Origin of the sequence: Oceanobacter sp. 3_MG-2023, from assembly GCF_030688925.1 — a bacterium.
Taxonomy (GTDB): domain Bacteria; phylum Pseudomonadota; class Gammaproteobacteria; order Pseudomonadales; family Oceanobacteraceae; genus Oceanobacter.
This window is the reverse complement of record NZ_JAUYVX010000004.1, coordinates 79,651-98,088: the sequence shown is the minus strand read 5'-3', so window position 1 is coordinate 98,088 and position 18,438 is coordinate 79,651. Positions and strand designations below refer to the sequence as shown.

Genomic DNA, 18,438 nt, shown 5'->3' with positions numbered 1-18,438 from the left:
AATACCGCAACGTTATAAGATAAGCCCGCCCTGCCCTCAGCGTTTTACGCTTACAGCGGTATTTCCCGCCCGTTTTGCCAAAAAAACCACCTGACAATTATGTCATTTTACTCAACACACTGTTTTTATAGACTTAAGTCGATACCGAAAGATGGTACTTAGCACGCATAAAGCCATACTATTTGGCACGTATTGGCATAAAAAAGACATGAAATACGCCAATCGGATATTACTCTTTATATAACCGGGACTTTTCTATGGCTACAGATTCACGCATGCTCTGCACGGCACTCTCTGATCGACTTATGTCTGCCGAAGACGCCGCCGCACTGATACCTGCTGGCAGCACCGTTGGCATGAGCGGCTTTACTGGCGCAGGTTACCCTAAAGCCATTCCTGCTGCTTTGGCTGATCGTATAGAAAAACTGAACAACGCTGGCGAAGAATTCCGCATCAACATCTGGACTGGCGCGTCAACCGCACCGGAACTGGATGGTAAGCTGGCGGCCGTCAACGGCATCAATATGCGTTTGCCTTTCCAATCAGATCCAATCTGCCGTGAAAAAATCAATAACGGCAGCATGGATTACATCGATATCCACCTGTCCGAAGTATCCCAGTACGCCTGGTCCGGCTTCCTTGGCAAAATGAACATTGCCGTCATCGAAGTCACTGGTGTACTTGAAGATGGTCGCCTGATCCCTTCCTCTGCGGTTGGTAACAACAAGACCTGGATCGAACAAGCTGACCACATCATTCTGGAAGTCAACAGCGCTCAAAGTGCTGGTCTGGAAGGCATGCACGATATCTACTACGGTACTGCCTTGCCGCCGAACCGCAAACCTATCCAGATCAGCAAGCCTACCGACCGTATTGGCAAGCATTATCTGGATTGCCCAACCGAGAAAGTCATTGCGGTTGTTGAAAGCCACGCTCCCGATCGTAATTCAGCGTTTAACCCACCAGATGAAATTTCGCGCCGCATTGCCGGCCATATCCTCGAATTCTTCGAGCAGGAAATTGCTCTGGGACGTATGCCGAAAGAATTGCTGCCAATCCAATCCGGTGTGGGCAACATTCCTAACGCCGTACTGGAAGGTCTTGATGCCGGCCCATTCAAACAGCTGACTGCTTTTACCGAAGTAATCCAGGACGGCATGCTGGCCATGCTGAAATCCGGCACTCTGGCAGCCGCGTCTTCTACCGCCTTCTCACTCAGCCCGACCGCCATGGACGAGCTGAACAATAACATCGACTTCTACCGGGAACGGATCATCTTGCGTCAGCAAGACATCAGTAACCACCCGGAACTGATTCGTCGTTTGGGCGTGATCGCCATGAATGGCCTGATCGAAGCCGATATGTACGGCAACGTCAACTCTACCCACATTATGGGTAGCCGTATGATGAACGGTATTGGTGGTTCTGGTGACTTCGCCCGTAACGGTTATCTGTCGATTTTTGTAACGCCATCAACCGCCAAAAATGGTGCCATCTCTGCCATCGTGCCAATGGTTTCTCACGTTGACCACACGGAACACGACGTCAAGATTCTGGTTACCGAACACGGTCTGGCGGATTTGCGCGGCCTGTCTCCAAGACAGCGTGCACACGTCATTATAGAAAAATGTGCCGATCCAGCCTTCCGCCCAGCCTTGCGCGATTACTTTGATCGCGCCTGCGCCAGTGGTCGTGGCATGCATACTCCGCATTTGCTGGGTGAAGCATTAAGCTGGCACCAACGTTACGAAGAAACCGGCCATATGTAAGACGATGTAATATCGTTTTGATGGTTTCCAGCCATCAGGTGTCAGCTCCTGACCCTGATGGCTGATCTTCTTCAGATGCTAGCTATTCAGTTCTGATATCAAGCTTTCTATTCTTTTCCAGCCCTGCACTCAGACAGTCCCAACACCAGCCACAACACCAGTCACTATGACTGCAACCCCTTAACACCGTCCCTGTGTGTCAGATCAACGTTATCGCTGTAACGACTGCCATTCCGACTCCGTCAACCAGCTTGCTTCTGGCAACCCCAAAGATAACGCCAACCGAACCAGGCCGTGCAACCAGCTGCATGCATTCGCTTGTGGTATTTCGCCCAGCCGCGCCGCAGGGTGATTACTGAATCCCAGTACCTGACTGCTATCCAAATGCAGGCGACGACAATGCCCAATAAACACTTCCGGGCGCATATCACAGAAAACCAGACGCTGACGTACAATCTCGGGGAACAGACCACTGATAATTTGATCATCAACCTGACAACCGGCTTCGGCTGAATCCCTGGCGTGGCGAAACCGGCCAGGCTCCAGCAAGTACACCAATGAATGTGGCCGTTGATGCTGTTGCAAGCGCTCACTGATCTGTAATGCCTGCTGCAAAGACTGATAACCACTGGCCACCAGCTGAATTTCCGCAGCACAATGCCCATGCAAACACACAGCCCCATGACTGACCAACTGCTCTGCCATCGCCGGTGTCATAATAGAGGCAACCGGGCCATCCGGAATGACTAGCTGCATCACCACTCCAGTCTCACCGTAGCAGCTCTTTAAAGCCGCCTGCGCAGTATTGCCATCCGGGATCAACAGCACCCGCATCTGATCGGCACTTTGCGACAACAAGAGTTCTGTCATTTCAGGAGCGGCAGGGTCATGACGACAAACCAGTGGCAAGCCAGCCCAGGGGGCGGCTTCATCATCCAGCTTTTGCCGACGGGCAAAGGCAATCGCCTGTAACACCGGCTCCAGTATGGCAAGACCGGCAGACTCGTGTGTCACCAGCATATTGATGCCCATCTGATTGCCCAAGCAGGCATTGACCAGTAATTCACCATCGTGATGATGAAGCAAAGCTCCGGCTGTTCCGGCACTGCGAAGCCCCAACCGCTCACAGCTGATCGGCAATGTCTTTTGTACAGCACCAAGGTGGCTCGCCAGCCGAGGCCGTAATGCCGGATTAATTTCACAGATATCGGCGAAGTAACGATCCAGCACTGACAACACGTCATGCGGTTGTTGCGCACCTTGCCAATGCGGGTCTGGACGGTTCACCGTTACCATAAAAGGTCGTAATGGCTGACGCGGCTGTCGTAGTACTGCAGCCTTGGCAGGCCAACCGGTACTGGCTGCTGGCTCAATTGCGACTGCAATAACCGGCTGGCACACCAGCGTAAGCCAGGGCAACCAGTGTATATCGGCAGTCTGTCGCAACGGCCACTCCGCCTCAGCTTCCAGCAATGCACAAGCAATATTGACTGGTCTGGTATCGGTTAATAACAGCTCATCACTATCCACGAGCTGCTGACCATTGTCCGCAACCCAGACCGGAATCAATACACCGCTATCCTGCCGGGACCACCAAGCCAGAGTACGTCCCATTCGCTCTTTTAATTCGTCAATATCGCCATCCATCACCAGCAAGGCCACTTCTCCTGGTAACGGTTGATGGACAGCCTGAGTTACCAAGGTATCCAGCGGTGCTCTGGCTCCCATCAGTTCAGGCGAAATCCAGGGGCCAGGCAGAATCTGTTGCTCTGTATCCCGGCCAAATTCCTGTTCAAAACGAGTCCAGCCATCAAGAGTCAACGGATAACGCTGTTGGCGGGCACGGTTTGCACTGCCAGTAAGTAACTGCCAGATTTCCAGCGCCGCTCCCATGCCTGGCAGAGCCGATAACCAGTCGCGGCGCTTGCCCGTCAGGTGGTTGATCAACATACCCGCAGCGGCCAGTTGCATCAGTACCTGCCACTGAGCGGCGGAACCTGGCATGGATAAAAACCCGGCTTGTCGTTGCAGCGCCGGAATACGGTCATACAGCTGATCAGACAACCGCTCGGCCACCCACAAGGCTTCCGTCACCCGACTCATCGGCACAGAACAACCGGCCTGTGCCAGCGCACGAGACAACCGACCGGCGTCCGAGCTAACATCCAGACTGCCGCCGGTTTCTTTAAGTACCATTCGTTCACGTGCCATCACGCTCTCCAGACCAATCATTGCCAACAGTTAAAGACACATCCACCCGCTGCCAACACAAAAAACAGAATAAAACCCACCTGCGCCATCGTTTTAATGGATCCATACCCGGCGCAATCTGAACCGGTCATCGGCGAGCAGGCTGTTATTACTGCAGCGGATTTCAGCTACTTTATTAGTCTAGGAGCAGCCACTCTCTGGTGTCTTGCCGTGCATCAACCCCTGCCGTATCAATCACAGTGAGAGAGCAGCCATAAAAAAACCGCCCGAAGGCGGTTTCAGAAAGCAGTCAGTCCGTTTTCGTCAGCTAAAAATCAACGAAACCGGTGCACCGCTCAGATATCAAGCAGGTTGCTCGACACCCTTCATGGTCAGTTTGACACGACCTTTTGGATCAACATCCATTACGTGTACGTTAACCATTTGACCTTCTTTCAGGTAATCGGTCACGTTCTCAACACGCTCTTCGCTGATCTGAGAGATGTGCAACAGACCATCCTTGCCAGGCAGAACGGTGATGAAAGCACCAAAATCGACGATTTTGCTGACTTTACCTGTGTAGGTAGTTCCTACTTCGATATCCGCAGTGATTGCTTCAATCATGCTGCGCGCCAAATCAGAGGCTTCTTTACCAGCCGCAAAGATCTTGATTTCGCCATCATCATTGATGTCGATCGAAGCACCGGATTTTTCCGTAATATCACGAATGGTCGCGCCACCTTTACCAATCACTTCACGGATTTTATCGGAAGGAATCTTCATGGTGCTCATGGTCGGTGCGTTTTCAGCCAGTGTTGTACGTGGCTCAGCAATCACAGTGTTCATCTGACCCAGAATGTTCAGACGGGCTGCTTTGGCTTTTTCCAGAGCAATTTCCATGATTTGCTCGGTAATACCTTCGATCTTGATATCCATCTGCAAGGCAGTGATACCTTCATCAGTACCAGCCACTTTGAAGTCCATATCACCCAGGTGATCTTCGTCACCCAGAATGTCAGTCAGAACGGCAAACTGTTCGCCTTCCTTGATCAGTCCCATGGCGATACCAGCAACCGGGGCCTTGATCGGTACACCTGCGTCCATCAGTGCCAGGGAAGCACCACACACGGACGCCATGGAAGAAGAACCGTTGGATTCGGTGATTTCTGACACAATACGAATGGTATAAGGAAATTCGTCTGCTGTAGGCATCATTGCCTGGATACCACGACGGGCAAGGCGACCATGACCAATTTCACGACGGCCTGGCGTACCCAGACGGCCAGCTTCACCAACAGAATATGGAGGGAAGTTGTAATGGAACAGGAACGGATCGTCCTTGGTGCCGTGCAGGAAGTCGATCATCTGTGCATCACGGGCAGAGCCCAGAGTGGTCACAACAATCGCCTGGGTTTCACCACGGGTGAACAGAGCTGAACCGTGCGTGGTGTTCAGTACACCGGTCTCGATGGTCAGAGGACGAACGGTATCGTTATCACGACCGTCAATACGTGGCTCGCCATCGATAATGCGTTTGCGCACAACTTCGTATTTCAGCTCGCCCATCATGTCAGCGATATCGTCAGCGGAGAAACCTTCTTCGCCTTCTGCTGCAGCCAGTTTTGTAATCGCGTCAGCCTTGATCGCGTCCAGCTTGCCGTAACGCTCCATCTTGTCAGACGTAGTATAGGCTTCACCGATCGCAGCTGCAGTCTCTGCTTTTACTGCTTCGTACAGCTCAACGTTCTTGGCTTCAGCTGCCCAATCCCATTTGCTGACACCCAGTTCTTCAACCCACTCACTGATGGCCGTGATAGCAGGCTGGAAACCTTTGTGGGCAAACAGTACAGCACCCAGCATTTCGTCTTCAGTCAGTTCGTCGGCTTCGGATTCCACCATCAAGACGGCATCTTTGGTACCGGCAACGATCATATCCAGCAAGGAATCTTCCAGCTGAGTCTGAGTCGGGTTCAGGATGTAACCCTTGTCCTCAATAAAGGCAACCCGTGCACCACCGATTGGACCATTAAAAGGCACACCGGATACTGCCAAGGCAGCGGAGGTAGCAATCATGCCGCACATGTCTGGATCAACATCTTTTTCAGACGACATAACCGTGACGATGACCTGAACTTCGTTCATGAAGCCATCGGCAAACAAAGGACGGATCGGACGGTCAATCAGACGGGAAGTCAGTGTTTCTTTTTCTGAAGGGCGGCCTTCGCGTTTCAGGTAACCACCAGGAATACGGCCTGCAGCGTACATTTTTTCCTGATAGTGAACCGACAGCGGGAAGAAATCCTGGCCGGGTTTGGTTTTCTTGGCAGCTACGACAGTAGCCAGCACCTGGGTTTTACCCATGGTAACCAGTACCGCACCATCGGCTTGACGGGCAATTCGGCCAGTTTCAAGCGTGATGGTGTCGTTACCGAGTTGGAACGTTTTGGTATTAGCGACAGGTTTGTTGCTCATGTATTCATTTTTCCTGTAAATCAAACGAAGCTGCATCACCGCCGGTGCTTCTAAGCATTGGCCGTTGCACGAGCCGGCTTCCCTTCCCCCACGCTGACAGCAGAACGGGGATATCGGGTTCCCTGACGGGAACCAACGACAAATGGTTAGAAGCACCACCGCGTTCTTGCGGGGCTGGCACCACAGTGATAACAGAATTTAGAGGGAGTATAGACAGCCGCACAAGCGAGCTACAGAAACAACAAAAGCCCCGGAGGGCTTTTGCTGCAAGCGAGATTAGCGACGCAGACCCAAACGCTGGATCAGATCCAGGTAACGGTTAGCATCTTTACGCTTCAGATAGTCCAGCAGCTTACGACGCTGGTTAACCATGCGAATCAGACCGCGACGGGAGTGGTGATCTTTGCCATGCTCCTTGAAGTGACCTTGCAAACCCAGAATGTTATGGGTCAGCAGGGCAACCTGAACTTCCGGTGAACCGGTGTCGCCTTCGGCAGTTTGATACTCTGTAACGATCTCAGCTTTTTTCTCAGCAGATAATGCCATGTATAACTCCAACATAATGTGCATCAGGTAAACCTGACGTTAAAAAAGACATCGCTACCGTGCACATTAACAGTAGTATGCCGTTGCAGACCTGACCAACCACGAGAAGGTCAAATGCTGCAGATACTGGCCATAACCAAGGCTTGATCAGCCTTGTACCGGCACTTGTAATTGTACTGAAGGTGCTGCATTGAGGCTAGTATTAAGTGCTTGCCGCAGCAGGTCTTTATACGGTAGTGCCTCAGCGTCGCCACCCCAGCCGCCTTTATGCGTCGTCGTCTTCAGCAGAAGCCTGATTGGCCTTGTCCTGATCACGGGCCTGACGAATCAGACCAGTCAGGTGGTGTCCCCGATCCATGCTTTCATCATAGTGGAAACGTAACATCGGCGTCACACGAGTCGTCAGAATACGGGCCAGTTCGGAGCGCAGATAACCGGCGGCGTCATTTAAAATGGCGACGGTCTGTGCCTGGATTTCCTGATCGGTTTCTCCCTTGGCACCCATCACGGTGAAATAGATATCGGCATAGCCGAGATCCTTAGCCACCCGCACGTCATTCAAAGTCACCATTCCCAGGCGCGGATCTTTCATTTCAAACTGGATTTTCAAGGCCAGTTCGCGCTGAATCTGTTCCGACAAACGGGAGGTTCGACTGTAATCTTTTGGCATGATATTTCTCTCTTGCTGCGGCTATGGGCGCAGGCTACAGACGCCAAAGCCCGGCAAGGCCGGGCTTTGTCAAAGGGTCAGACCCAAAGTACACAAGGTACTTGATGGATCACAGAGTACGGGCAACCTCTCGGACGTCAAATACTTCAATCTGATCGCCAGGGCGAACATCCTGATAGTTTTTCACGCCAATACCACACTCCATACCCTGGCGAACATCAGCCACATCGTCTTTATAACGACGCAACGATTCCAGCTCACCTTCATAAATCACCACGTTTTCACGCAGCACACGGATTTTCTTGTTCCGATGCACTGTACCTTCGGTCACCATACAACCAGCAATCTGGCCGAATTTTGGTGAGTTGAAGACATCGCGAACTTCGGCGATACCAACGATTTCTTCGCGCAGTTCCGGCGCCAACAAACCAGCCATCGCCTGTTTCACGTCATCCAGCAGATCGTAGATCACGCTGTAATAACGCATATCCAGGCCGCTGTTTTCCACGATACGACGGGCAGCATTGTCAGCCCGTACGTTAAAGCCGAAAACAACCGCACTGGAAGCAACCGCAAGAGTCACGTCGGTTTCCGTAATACCACCCACTCCGGACGATACCACGTTTACTTTCACTTCATCGGTAGCCAGCTTCTGCAAGGAAGACACAATGGCTTCCAACGAACCCCGAACGTCGGTTTTCAAGACGATATTCAGTACCGCTGGAGCACCTTCGCCCATACCACTGAACAAGGCGTCCAGTTTTGCGGCTTGCTGACGTTGTTGTACCTGCTCTTTGGCCTTGTTCTCACGATATTCCGCTACTTCGCGGGCTTTCTTCTCGTTTTCAACCACCATGAAGCTGTCACCAGCATCCGGAGTGCCATTCAGACCCAGGATCGCAACCGGAATAGACGGGCCGGCTTCATCAACCGGCTTGCCGTTTTCGTCCAGCAGCGCACGGGCGCGGCCATAACAGGTACCGGCAAGCACGATATCGCCTTTTTTCAGCGTGCCGTTCTGCACCAGCATGGTTGCAACCGGACCACGTCCTTTATCAAGACGGGATTCCACAATAACACCACAGCCCGGGCCGTCGAAGTGTGCTTTCAGCTCCAGTACTTCGGCTTGCAGCAACACCGCTTCCAGCAGCTCGTCGATACCCAGACCGGTATGGGCAGAAACCGGGATAAAAGGTACATCGCCACCCCAGTCTTCTGGCAGTACGCCACGAGCGGACAATTCATTTTTGACACGGTCAACATCCGCGCCTTCCTTGTCCATTTTGTTGATCGCAACAACCAGAGGAACTCCGGCAGCATGGGCATGCTGTACGGCTTCTTCGGTTTGAGGCATCACGCCGTCATCGGCGGCAACCACCAGAATAACCACGTCGGTTGACTGGGCACCACGAGCACGCATGGCAGTAAACGCCGCGTGTCCCGGTGTATCCAGGAAGGACACCATGCCGTGATCTGTTTGCACATGGTAGGCACCAATATGCTGGGTAATACCACCGGCTTCTCCGGCCACCACTCGAGTACGACGAATGTGATCAAGCAACGACGTTTTACCATGGTCAACGTGACCCATAACCGTTACGACCGGCGCCCGGGTTTTTTCTTCACCCTCGTAAGATACGGAGTCTGTAACGTCTTCTTCCAGCTGATTGTCAGAAATCAGCTTCGCCACCTTGTGACCCATATCTTCAACCAGCAGAGTCGCGGTGTCCTGATCCAGCGTCTGGTTGATGGTCGCCATAACGCCCATACCCATCAGACTCTTGATCACTTCACCGGCTTTAACACTCATACGGGAAGCCAGTTCGCCGACTGTAATCGCTTCTGGCAATTCAACTTCACGAATAACCGGTGCTGTTGGACGGGTAAAAGCGTGTTCGTTGTTGTTTTGCTGTTGCTGACGGCTACGGCTGCCCTTGCCTTTAGCCTTGCTGCGACGACGACCGCTATTCTGGCCACCCTCGGAATCCATATAACGGCTGTTTTCGCGGGTATCGGAACGCTTCTTGTCGACCACCTTGCCTTTCTTGCGATGCTCTTCCTGACGTTGCTGAGCAGCTTCTGCCTCTGCACGTTTTTGCGCGGCATCTTCTTCAGCAGTCAGTGGCTTGGCCTTGACGCGAGCGGTAGCAACCGGCTTGCTGGGACGTGCGGAACGATCATCGCGGCGAGGCTGGGGTGCCGGCTCTGTTTTGGCTGCTGCAGGCTTGGCCTTGGCGGCAGCAGCGGCTTTGGCAGCCGCCGCGGCTTTTTCGGCGGCAGCTTTTTCAGCAGCAGCCTTGGCAGCCAGCGCCGCCTTGGAGTCAGCACGCGGAGCAATACTGACCCGCGCGGTTTGTGTGATGGGCTTGCTAGCCGCCTCGGCCTGGGCACGAGATTCAGCTTCGGCTGCACTGCGCGCAGCACGTGCTGCCCGTTCTTCGGCAACACGACGTTCAGCAACACGAGCCGCTTCGTCAGCCGCCTTGGCTTCTGCAGCCAATCGTTCTGCTTCTGCCTGACGTGCTGTTTCAACGTCTTTATCCATTTCATCCCGTTTCACGTAAGTACGTTTTTTGCGTACTTCGATCGATACGGCTTTCTTGCCACCCTGACCGGTTTTCAACGTTGTGGTCACCTTGCGTTTCAGAGTGATTTTCTGGGGTGCCAGTTCATTGGCACCACCGTGGCTCTTTTTCAAAAAAGTCAACAGGCCGGCTTTTTCTTCATCCGACACTCTTTGTTCTGCTGCGGTCTGTGGCAGGCCCGCTTCTTTCATTTGGGACAACAAGCGATCTACGCTGGTCCCCACCACGTCGGCGAGTTCTTTAACTGTTACTTCTGCCATGCGTTTCTCCTATGCCGAGTGAGTGGATTAATCATTGCCCTCAAACCAGGGCTTGCGTGCGGTCATTATGAGGTCCGCCGCTTTCTCCTCGGTCATATCCTCAATGTCCATCAGGTCGTCAATGGATTGCTCGGCAAGATCTTCCATCGTACAAATACCTTTGCTGGCCAATACCAGCGCCAGATGTTTTTCCATGCCCTCCATTTCCAGCAGATCTTCTGCTGGCTGCGACTGTTCGAGCTTCTCTTCCGAGGCCAGAGCCCGGGTCAGTAGCACGTCTTTGGCGCGAGTACGGAGTTCATTAATCATGTCTTCATCCAGCTCTTCAATGTCCAGCATCTCGTCAATCGGGATGTAGGCAATTTCTTCCAGCGTGGTGAAGCCTTCTTCAACCAGCAACACCGCAAAATCTTCTTCGATGTCGAGAGTGTTAATAAAGTTATCAATATATGCCGACGCTTCCTGATCCTGCTTCGCAGCAGCATCTTCGATGGTCATGACATTGATTGTCCAGCCCGTCAGCTCGGATGCCAGGCGGACGTTTTGTCCACCACGCCCGATGGCCTGAGCCAGATTGTCGCTTTCTACCGCCACATCCATGGTGTTGGTTTCTTCATCCATGACAATGGATGCAACGTCTGCCGGAGCCATGGCATTGATAACCAGCTGTGCCGGGTTGTCATCCCAGAGCACGATATCAATCCGTTCGCTACCACCCAGTTCGTTGGTAACAGCCTGTACACGTGCTCCGCGCATACCAACACAGGCACCGACCGGATCTATACGCTTGTCATTGGTTTTGACAGCAATTTTGGCACGAGAACCGGGGTCACGCGAAGCCCCTTTGATTTCAATCACCTCTTCGGCGATTTCAGGTACTTCAATACGGAACAGCTCGATCAGCATCTCTGAAATGGTGCGACTCAACATCAATTGAGGGCCACGGTTTTCAGGGCGAACCGCATTCAGGATGGCGCGGACACGATCCCCCATGCGCATGATTTCCCGACCGATCAGCTGATCTTTGGGCAGCAAGCCTTCAGCGTTGTTGCCAAGATCAACGATAACATTGTCGCGAGTAACCTTTTTGACGGTACCGTTAACAATCTCGCCAACACGATCCTGATACTGCTCAACAATCTGGGCACGCTCAGCTTCACGTACTTTCTGAACAATAATTTGCTTGGCGGCCTGCGCAGCAATACGACCAAAATCCGGATTTTCAACCTTGACTTCGTAGGTGTCGCCGGGCTGGAGATTGGTGTCGATGTCATGCGCTTCCTGCAAGGTCAATTCATCTCCCAGACCCGGCACCACATCATTGCTAACAACCAGCCAGCTACGATAAGTATCGTAGTCACCGGTCTTGCGATCAATATCAACCCGAATGATCGCTTCTTCATCTTCGTAGCGTTTCTTCGCGGCGGCGGCCAGTGCCGATTCAATGGCCTCAAAAATAACGTCTCGCGATACGCCTTTTTCGTTGGAAACCGCTTCCGCGACCAGGAGAATTTCTTTACTCATCTTCCAGCCTCGCTGCTATGCAACCTTAGTTATCAAAATTGGGAACAATATGAGCCTTTTCTATCAGCTCGACAGGTAACAGGTATTCATGATTATCAACCAACAGCACAATATCCTGTTCCTCGATACCCTGAAGACGCCCCTTGAATTTGCGGCGTCCATCAAAGGGCATACGCAAACGCAGTTCGATTTCTTCACCGACTGATTGCACGTACTGATCCATGGTGAACAATGGACGATCCATACCAGGGGAAGAGACTTCCAGGGTGTAATCCTGAGAAATCGGATCTTCTACATCCAGTACGCTACCGATCTGGCGGCTGACATCCGCACAATGGTCGACCGTAATGCCGTCTGCATGGTCAATGTACACCCGCAACAGCGTATGGCGCCCCTGAGCGACCAGCTCAAGACCCCAGAAGACAAACCCCATTGATTCAACAACAGGAGCCAACATTTCCAGCAAGCGGGCATCACGAGCCAATATTTTTTACCTCTCAGAAACAAAAACTGGGCACCTAGTGCCCAGCCCGATGTTGTTGCCTGATGACCAGACAACAGATCTGCCAAATCTTTACACCGGACGTTATCTATCATCCGGTATTCGTCACAAATCGGTGTTTGACTGTGACGACAGCTACTAAAAAGCCCCTGACATGAGGGGCTTTAGGGCAGCTTGAGTCGACGTATTATAGGGCGTTTCGACCGTAAAAGCGAACGACATCGCTTTTACTCAAGCTGGATTGGTGCGGATAGCGAGACTCGAACTCGCACGAGCATTGCTCACCACCCCCTCAAGATGGCGTGTCTACCAATTCCACCACATCCGCATCAAAGACTTGCCAGAGGATCAACCAGTCGTGTTATTCGACGCTTGGTTGATCACTCGCAGATGCATCCAATTCCGGTGCATCCACAGCAGGCGCGTATTCTTCCACAAGTGGGGTATCTTTCTCAAGCTTTTCAATCACTTCCTGGGCAGGAATACCTATATTCGATATTTTTTCGGCATTTTGCTTGGCATAAAGCCCCAATCCCAAGCTGGTAACAAAAAAAGCTGCCGCCAGATACGCCGTTGTATGGCTGAGGAAGTTACCGGAGCCGCCACTGCCAAAGACAGTTTGTGATGCACCAGCACCAAATGAAGCACCGGCGTCTGCACCCTTGCCTTGCTGTAACATCACAAAACCAACGATACCAAGAGCCAACAGGATGTGAACAATGAGAATGATAGATTCCATACTTTCCTAAGCCGTGCAAATTTTCAGAAATTGGTCAGCATCCAGTGAGGCACCGCCCACCAGACCACCATCGATATCAGGTTGAGAAAACAATTCTCCGGCGTTGTCTGCTTTTACGCTACCGCCATAGAGAATTTGAGTTGTGGCAGCCAGGCTGGCATCGCGCCCTGCTAACTGCTCACGTATAAACAAGTGTATTGCCTGGGCTTGTGCCGGAGTTGCCGTTTCACCGGTGCCTATCGCCCAAACCGGCTCATAGGCCACGATCACGGACTGCCATTCAGCATCACTCAAGGATGCCAGCAACAGTGACAGCTGTGTGCCAACCACCTGCTCGGCATTACCCGCCTGCCGTTCGGACAGTGTTTCGCCAACACAAACGATCGCTTTCATGCCGGCAGCCAGTACTCGACGGGTTTTCTCCAAGACCAGCGTATCAGTTTCGGCATACAGGGCACGACGCTCGGAATGACCGACAATAACGTAGCGGCAACCCATGTCTGCCAACATGCCGACCGACACTTCACCGGTGAAGGCACCTGCTTCTTCACTGGCACAATTTTGCGCGCCGACCTGAACCTGACTGTGTTCAAGTCCGGCGACCACCTGACCCAGATACGGAAACGGCGGACAAACCACCAGATCGCGCTCCGGTGCATTCACTGCGGCAACAGCATCAAGCCATGCAGCCGTTGTGTCGCTCGCAGCGTTCATTTTCCAGTTACCGGCAATCATCAAGCGACGCACAGGACACTCCCAAATTCAAAGAGCGCAGATACTATCCAAGAAGTGCCTGCGAAACAAGCCGAAGCGCATATTCACAAAGGATACACTCACTTCGACCACCTGTATTCCAACCATTTCAGATGTCCAGTTCTGCTTCGACGACATCTGCCAACTGTCTGGCCAGTGTTTGCGCCAATACTTCTGTCTCTGCTTCAATCATCACTCGCACCACGGGTTCTGTTCCGGAAGGGCGCAGCAACACCCGGCCTCGTCCTGCCAGAGTGGATTCGGCATCCATCACAGCATGACGGATAACATCCGATGTCTGAATATCTACCTCCCGGCGGCGGGGCACATTAATCATCACCTGAGGCATTTTAGCCATGCGCTTGTGCCAGTCATGCAACGAAGTGCCTGTTTCCATCAGCGCGGTCAATACCTGCAGGGCAGCAACAATGCCGTCCCCAGTGGTCTGAACATCCAGCGCCAGCAAATGCCCGGAAGATTCCCCCCCAAGACGCCAGCCATGCTCATCCAGTTTCTGCATCACATAACGGTCACCGACTCTGGCTCGCACAAAAGGAATATCCAGCTCCTGCATCGCCAGCTCCAGCCCCATATTACTCATCAGGGTTCCGACCACCCCTCCCTGCAAACGACCGGATTGCTGTGCATAAGCCGCCATGATGTACAACAACTGGTCACCATCAACCAGTTCACCACGATGATCAACCATAACCACCCGGTCACCATCCCCATCAAACGCGATACCCAGATCAGCACTTTCTTCCAGCACCTTGCACTGCAATCGTTTCGGTTCAGTGGAGCCAGTTTCACGATTAATATTAAATCCGTCGGGCTGATTTCCCAACACCACAATATCAGCTCCCAGCTCGGAAAACACCGCAGGTGCGATCGCATAGGTAGCGCCATGTGCGCAATCCAGCACAATCTTCAAACCGCGCAAATTCAACGAACTGGCCGTTCCTTTACAGAATTCGGTATAGCGGCCAGCGGCATCGTTGATCCGGACAGCCTTACCTAGCTGCTGTGATTCCACACAGACCATGGGTTGCTGCAGATAATGCTCAATGGCACCTTCCGTCTCATCAGGCAGTTTTTGCCCAACGCCAGAGAAAAACTTGATGCCGTTATCGTAATAAGGGTTATGGGAAGCACTGATAACAATGCCAGCCTGGGCACGAAAAGTTCGGGTCAGATAGGCAATCCCCGGGGTTGGAATCGGCCCCAGCAAGGCAATATCCACCCCCGCCGCCGACAGCCCGGCTTCGAGCGCCGACTCAAACATATAGCCAGAAATACGGGTATCCTTGCCTATCAGGATTTTGCTTTTTCCTTGCCGAGAAAAGACCTTGCCAGCGGCCCAGCCGAGCCGCATGACAAAATCAGGAGTAATTGGTGACTCACCCACCCGGCCGCGGATACCATCGGTACCAAAATATTGTCTAGCCATGACGCACCCCCAGAGTTGCCGCTACTACCTGCATTGCCTCTACGGTCTCCCGTACATCGTGTACGCGTAAAATGCGCGCACCCTTCATGGCACAAATCACAGCTCCGGCAACACTGCCGATCATGCGCTGATCCGGCTCCGTCACACCGGTTACTTCTGCAATCATACGTTTCCGAGACAGGCCCGCTAACAATGGCAAGCCTAACCGGCTCAGCCGCTGCAGATGACACATCAACTCATAGTTATGGTCACAGGTTTTACCAAAACCAAAACCCGGATCAATCAGCAATTGGCTTTTATCTATTCCGGCTGCGACGCAAGCGGCAATGCGTTGTTCAAGAAAATGGCAGACTTCATCCACCACGGACTCATAGCGAGGGGCTTGCTGCATGGAATCAGGCTGCCCCTGCATATGCATCAGACACACAGGCAACCTACTGGCTGCCGCCGCTTCGATAGCACCATGACGACTCAGTGCCCGCACATCATTGATCATATGGGCACCCGCCGTGGCGGATTCAGTGATCACCGCTGCGGTGCTGGTATCAACCGAAATCACCACATCCAGCTCTCTGGCTATCGCCTCAACGACCGGCACGACACGATCCAGCTCTTCCGCCGTAGACACCGGATCAGCCCCTGGGCGGGTAGACTCACCGCCAACATCGATTATCCCGGCACCTTCAAGAACCAGTCGCTCGGCCTGACGCAAAGCAGCATCCAGGCTGTTATAACAGCCACCATCAGAAAATGAATCCGGCGTTGTATTCACAATCCCCATCACCACCGGGCGAACCAGAGACAGTTGGCGTTTACCACATTGAAGAATCACTGCATTTTTATCCGTTCAGATAGTGGAGAAACATCCTGTTTTCCACACACTTGTCACCGAACCGGCGTATCCACCCCGGCCATCGCATTATCAGGCTGAATAATCAGCAAACATTATTGGCAATACCCAGAAACGGAAAGAGCGGCCATTGCCGCTCCTTGCCAAGCCTCACAGAGACGGTCAGCGATCGCTGACTGACTCTCCTTCGGCATCATCCTTTGGATCCTTTGCCATATCGCGACTTTCTTCGCTGGCAGGTGCGGATGGACCCGATGAGTTACGATCATCCCAGGACTTCGGTGGGCTAGGCTTGTGCCCGGCCATGATTTCACTGATTTGATCAGCATCAATCGTCTCGTATTCCATCAAGGCGTCTTTCATCAATTCAAGCTTGTCCCGATGCTCTTCCAGGATAGCCGCCGAACGCTTGTAACATGTATCCAGCAAATCCTTGATTTCAGCATCGATGACCCGGGCCGTTTCATCAGACAAGTGCGACAACTGGCCACCACCACCTGAACCCAGATAACCTTGCTGTTCTTCTTCGGTATACAGCTGTGCGCCGAGTTTCTCGGACAGGCCCCACTTGGTGACATAATTACGCGCATACTTGGTCGCGCGCTCAATATCATTGGAAGCGCCAGTCGTCACGCCATCCTTGCCCAGTGTCATCTCTTCAGCAATACGGCCACCATAGAGCGAGCAGATATTACTTTCAATACCTCGCTTGCTGATTGAATGTCGATCTTCCTCTGGCAAGAACATGGTGACACCCAATGCTCGTCCGCGAGGAATAATGGAAACCTTGTAAACCGGGTCATGCTCCGGCATCAGGCGTCCGACAATGGCATGACCAGCTTCATGATAGGCTGTATTGGTTTTTTCTTTCTCCGACATCACCATGGTCTTGCGTTCAGCACCCATAAGGATTTTGTCCTTGGCCTGCTCGAACTCTTCCATGGTGACGCGATTACTGTTGGCACGTGCAGCAAACAAGGCTGCCTCGTTTACCAGGTTGGCCAGATCCGCACCTGAAAATCCAGGTGTACCACGGGCAATCAAGGAAGCGTTGACGTTGTCAGCCACCGGTACTTTGCGCATGTGTACTTTGAGAATCTGCTCACGCCCCCGGATATCTGGCAAACCAACCACCACCTGGCGGTCAAAACGACCAGGACGCAGCAATGCAGGGTCCAGCACATCCGGACGGTTGGTTGCAGCAATAACGATAATACCGTCATTGACTTCAAAACCATCCATCTCAACCAGCAGCTGGTTCAGGGTCTGTTCACGCTCATCATTACCCCCACCAATGCCAACGCCACGGGAGCGGCCAACGGCATCGATTTCGTCAATAAAGATAATACAAGGAGCCTGCTTCTTGGCCTGATCAAACATATCCCGTACACGGGATGCACCAACACCAACAAACATTTCGACAAAATCAGAACCGGAAATCGAAAAGAACGGCACCTTGGCTTCACCAGCAATGGCTTTCGCCAACAGGGTTTTACCTGTACCGGGTTGACCCACCATCAACACACCACGGGGAATCTTGCCTCCCAGCCGTTGGTACTTGCCTGGATCACGTAAAAACTCAACCAGTTCTTTGACGTCTTCCTTGGCTTCGTCGCAACCGGCGACATCTTCAAAAGTCGTCTTGATCTGATCTTCGCTCAGCAATTTGGCTTTGCTTTTACCGAAGGCCATCGGGCCGCCCCGACCAGAACCTCCACCTTGCATCTGCCGCATAAAAAACATGAATACCGCCAGAATGATCAGGATTGGCAAGGATGCCAGCAGCAGCTGGGTAAAGAAGCCTTGTTTCTCTGGCTTCTCACCCACTACCTTCACTTGATTATTCAGCAGGGTATCCATCAGCTTATCGTCGTACGCTGGCAGCACGGTTTCAAACGATTCACCATTGCTGCTGATGCCAGTAATGTTCTGACCCGCGATGGTGACGCGTTCAACCTGGCCGCTTTCAACAGCAGTGATAAATTCTGAATACGACAGTTCGTTACCACGTCCGACGTTCTGGAAGTTGTTAAACACCATCATCAGGACCGCAGCAATCACTGCCCACAGTACGAAATTCTTTGCCATGGGTGGCACTACCTCTCTATTACAGGCTTATGACGCCTTGATT

At 52.5% G+C, this 18,438-nt stretch carries 13 protein-coding genes and 1 tRNA gene; 1 reads left to right on the top strand and 13 read right to left on the bottom strand.

Annotated elements, in window-relative coordinates:
* Positions 1-257: 257 nt before the first annotated feature.
* Complete coding sequence (locus Q8W32_RS05095; protein ID WP_303431838.1) at positions 258-1,769, top strand: acetyl-CoA hydrolase/transferase family protein; 1,512 nt, start codon at positions 258-260, stop codon at positions 1,767-1,769.
* Between the two features lie 210 nt (positions 1,770-1,979).
* Here Q8W32_RS05095 and Q8W32_RS05090 read toward each other — a convergent pair whose 3' ends face one another.
* The 13 genes from Q8W32_RS05090 to ftsH form a co-directional block, all read right to left on the bottom strand.
* Positions 1,980-3,980: a hypothetical protein gene (locus tag Q8W32_RS05090; RefSeq protein WP_305413972.1), complete on the bottom strand. Its 2,001-nt coding sequence runs from the start codon at positions 3,978-3,980 to the stop codon at positions 1,980-1,982.
* Between the two features lie 342 nt (positions 3,981-4,322).
* Positions 4,323-6,431, bottom strand: coding sequence for a polyribonucleotide nucleotidyltransferase (gene pnp, locus Q8W32_RS05085; protein ID WP_303431836.1), 2,109 nt, complete (start codon positions 6,429-6,431; stop codon positions 4,323-4,325).
* 276 nt (positions 6,432-6,707) lie between these two features.
* The gene (gene rpsO / locus Q8W32_RS05080) at positions 6,708-6,977 is read right to left on the bottom strand and encodes a 30S ribosomal protein S15 (protein WP_303431835.1); all 270 of its coding nucleotides are present in this window, start codon (positions 6,975-6,977) and stop codon (positions 6,708-6,710) included.
* A gap of 265 nt (positions 6,978-7,242) precedes the next feature.
* Positions 7,243-7,647: a 30S ribosome-binding factor RbfA gene (gene rbfA / locus Q8W32_RS05075; RefSeq protein ID WP_303431834.1), complete on the bottom strand. Its 405-nt coding sequence runs from the start codon at positions 7,645-7,647 to the stop codon at positions 7,243-7,245.
* A 109-nt stretch (positions 7,648-7,756) separates the two neighbouring features.
* Positions 7,757-10,492 (bottom strand): translation initiation factor IF-2, encoded by a 2,736-nt coding sequence (gene infB, locus Q8W32_RS05070; RefSeq protein WP_305413969.1) that lies wholly within the window; start codon positions 10,490-10,492, stop codon positions 7,757-7,759.
* 27 nt (positions 10,493-10,519) lie between these two features.
* Complete coding sequence (nusA, locus tag Q8W32_RS05065; RefSeq protein WP_303431832.1) at positions 10,520-12,016, bottom strand: transcription termination factor NusA; 1,497 nt, start codon at positions 12,014-12,016, stop codon at positions 10,520-10,522.
* A gap of 25 nt (positions 12,017-12,041) precedes the next feature.
* The gene (rimP, locus tag Q8W32_RS05060; protein ID WP_303431909.1) at positions 12,042-12,503 is read right to left on the bottom strand and encodes a ribosome maturation factor RimP; all 462 of its coding nucleotides are present in this window, start codon (positions 12,501-12,503) and stop codon (positions 12,042-12,044) included.
* Between the two features lie 257 nt (positions 12,504-12,760).
* Positions 12,761-12,846 (bottom strand) — tRNA-Leu (locus tag Q8W32_RS05055).
* A gap of 33 nt (positions 12,847-12,879) precedes the next feature.
* Positions 12,880-13,257, bottom strand: coding sequence for a preprotein translocase subunit SecG (secG, locus tag Q8W32_RS05050; RefSeq protein WP_303431831.1), 378 nt, complete (start codon positions 13,255-13,257; stop codon positions 12,880-12,882).
* A 6-nt stretch (positions 13,258-13,263) separates the two neighbouring features.
* Positions 13,264-14,004, bottom strand: a complete 741-nt coding sequence (tpiA, locus tag Q8W32_RS05045) for a triose-phosphate isomerase (RefSeq protein WP_303431830.1) — start codon at positions 14,002-14,004, stop codon at positions 13,264-13,266.
* Between the two features lie 115 nt (positions 14,005-14,119).
* Positions 14,120-15,457 (bottom strand): phosphoglucosamine mutase, encoded by a 1,338-nt coding sequence (gene glmM, locus Q8W32_RS05040; protein ID WP_305413968.1) that lies wholly within the window; start codon positions 15,455-15,457, stop codon positions 14,120-14,122.
* Entirely contained in the window at positions 15,450-16,289 is an 840-nt protein-coding gene (gene folP, locus Q8W32_RS05035) for a dihydropteroate synthase (RefSeq protein ID WP_303431828.1), read from the bottom strand. The genes glmM and folP overlap by 8 nt, the downstream gene beginning before the upstream one ends.
* 180 nt (positions 16,290-16,469) lie before the next feature.
* On the bottom strand, positions 16,470-18,395 hold the full coding sequence (gene ftsH / locus Q8W32_RS05030) for an ATP-dependent zinc metalloprotease FtsH (protein ID WP_303431827.1): 1,926 nt from the start codon (positions 18,393-18,395) through the stop codon (positions 16,470-16,472).
* Positions 18,396-18,438: the final 43 nt, after the last annotated feature.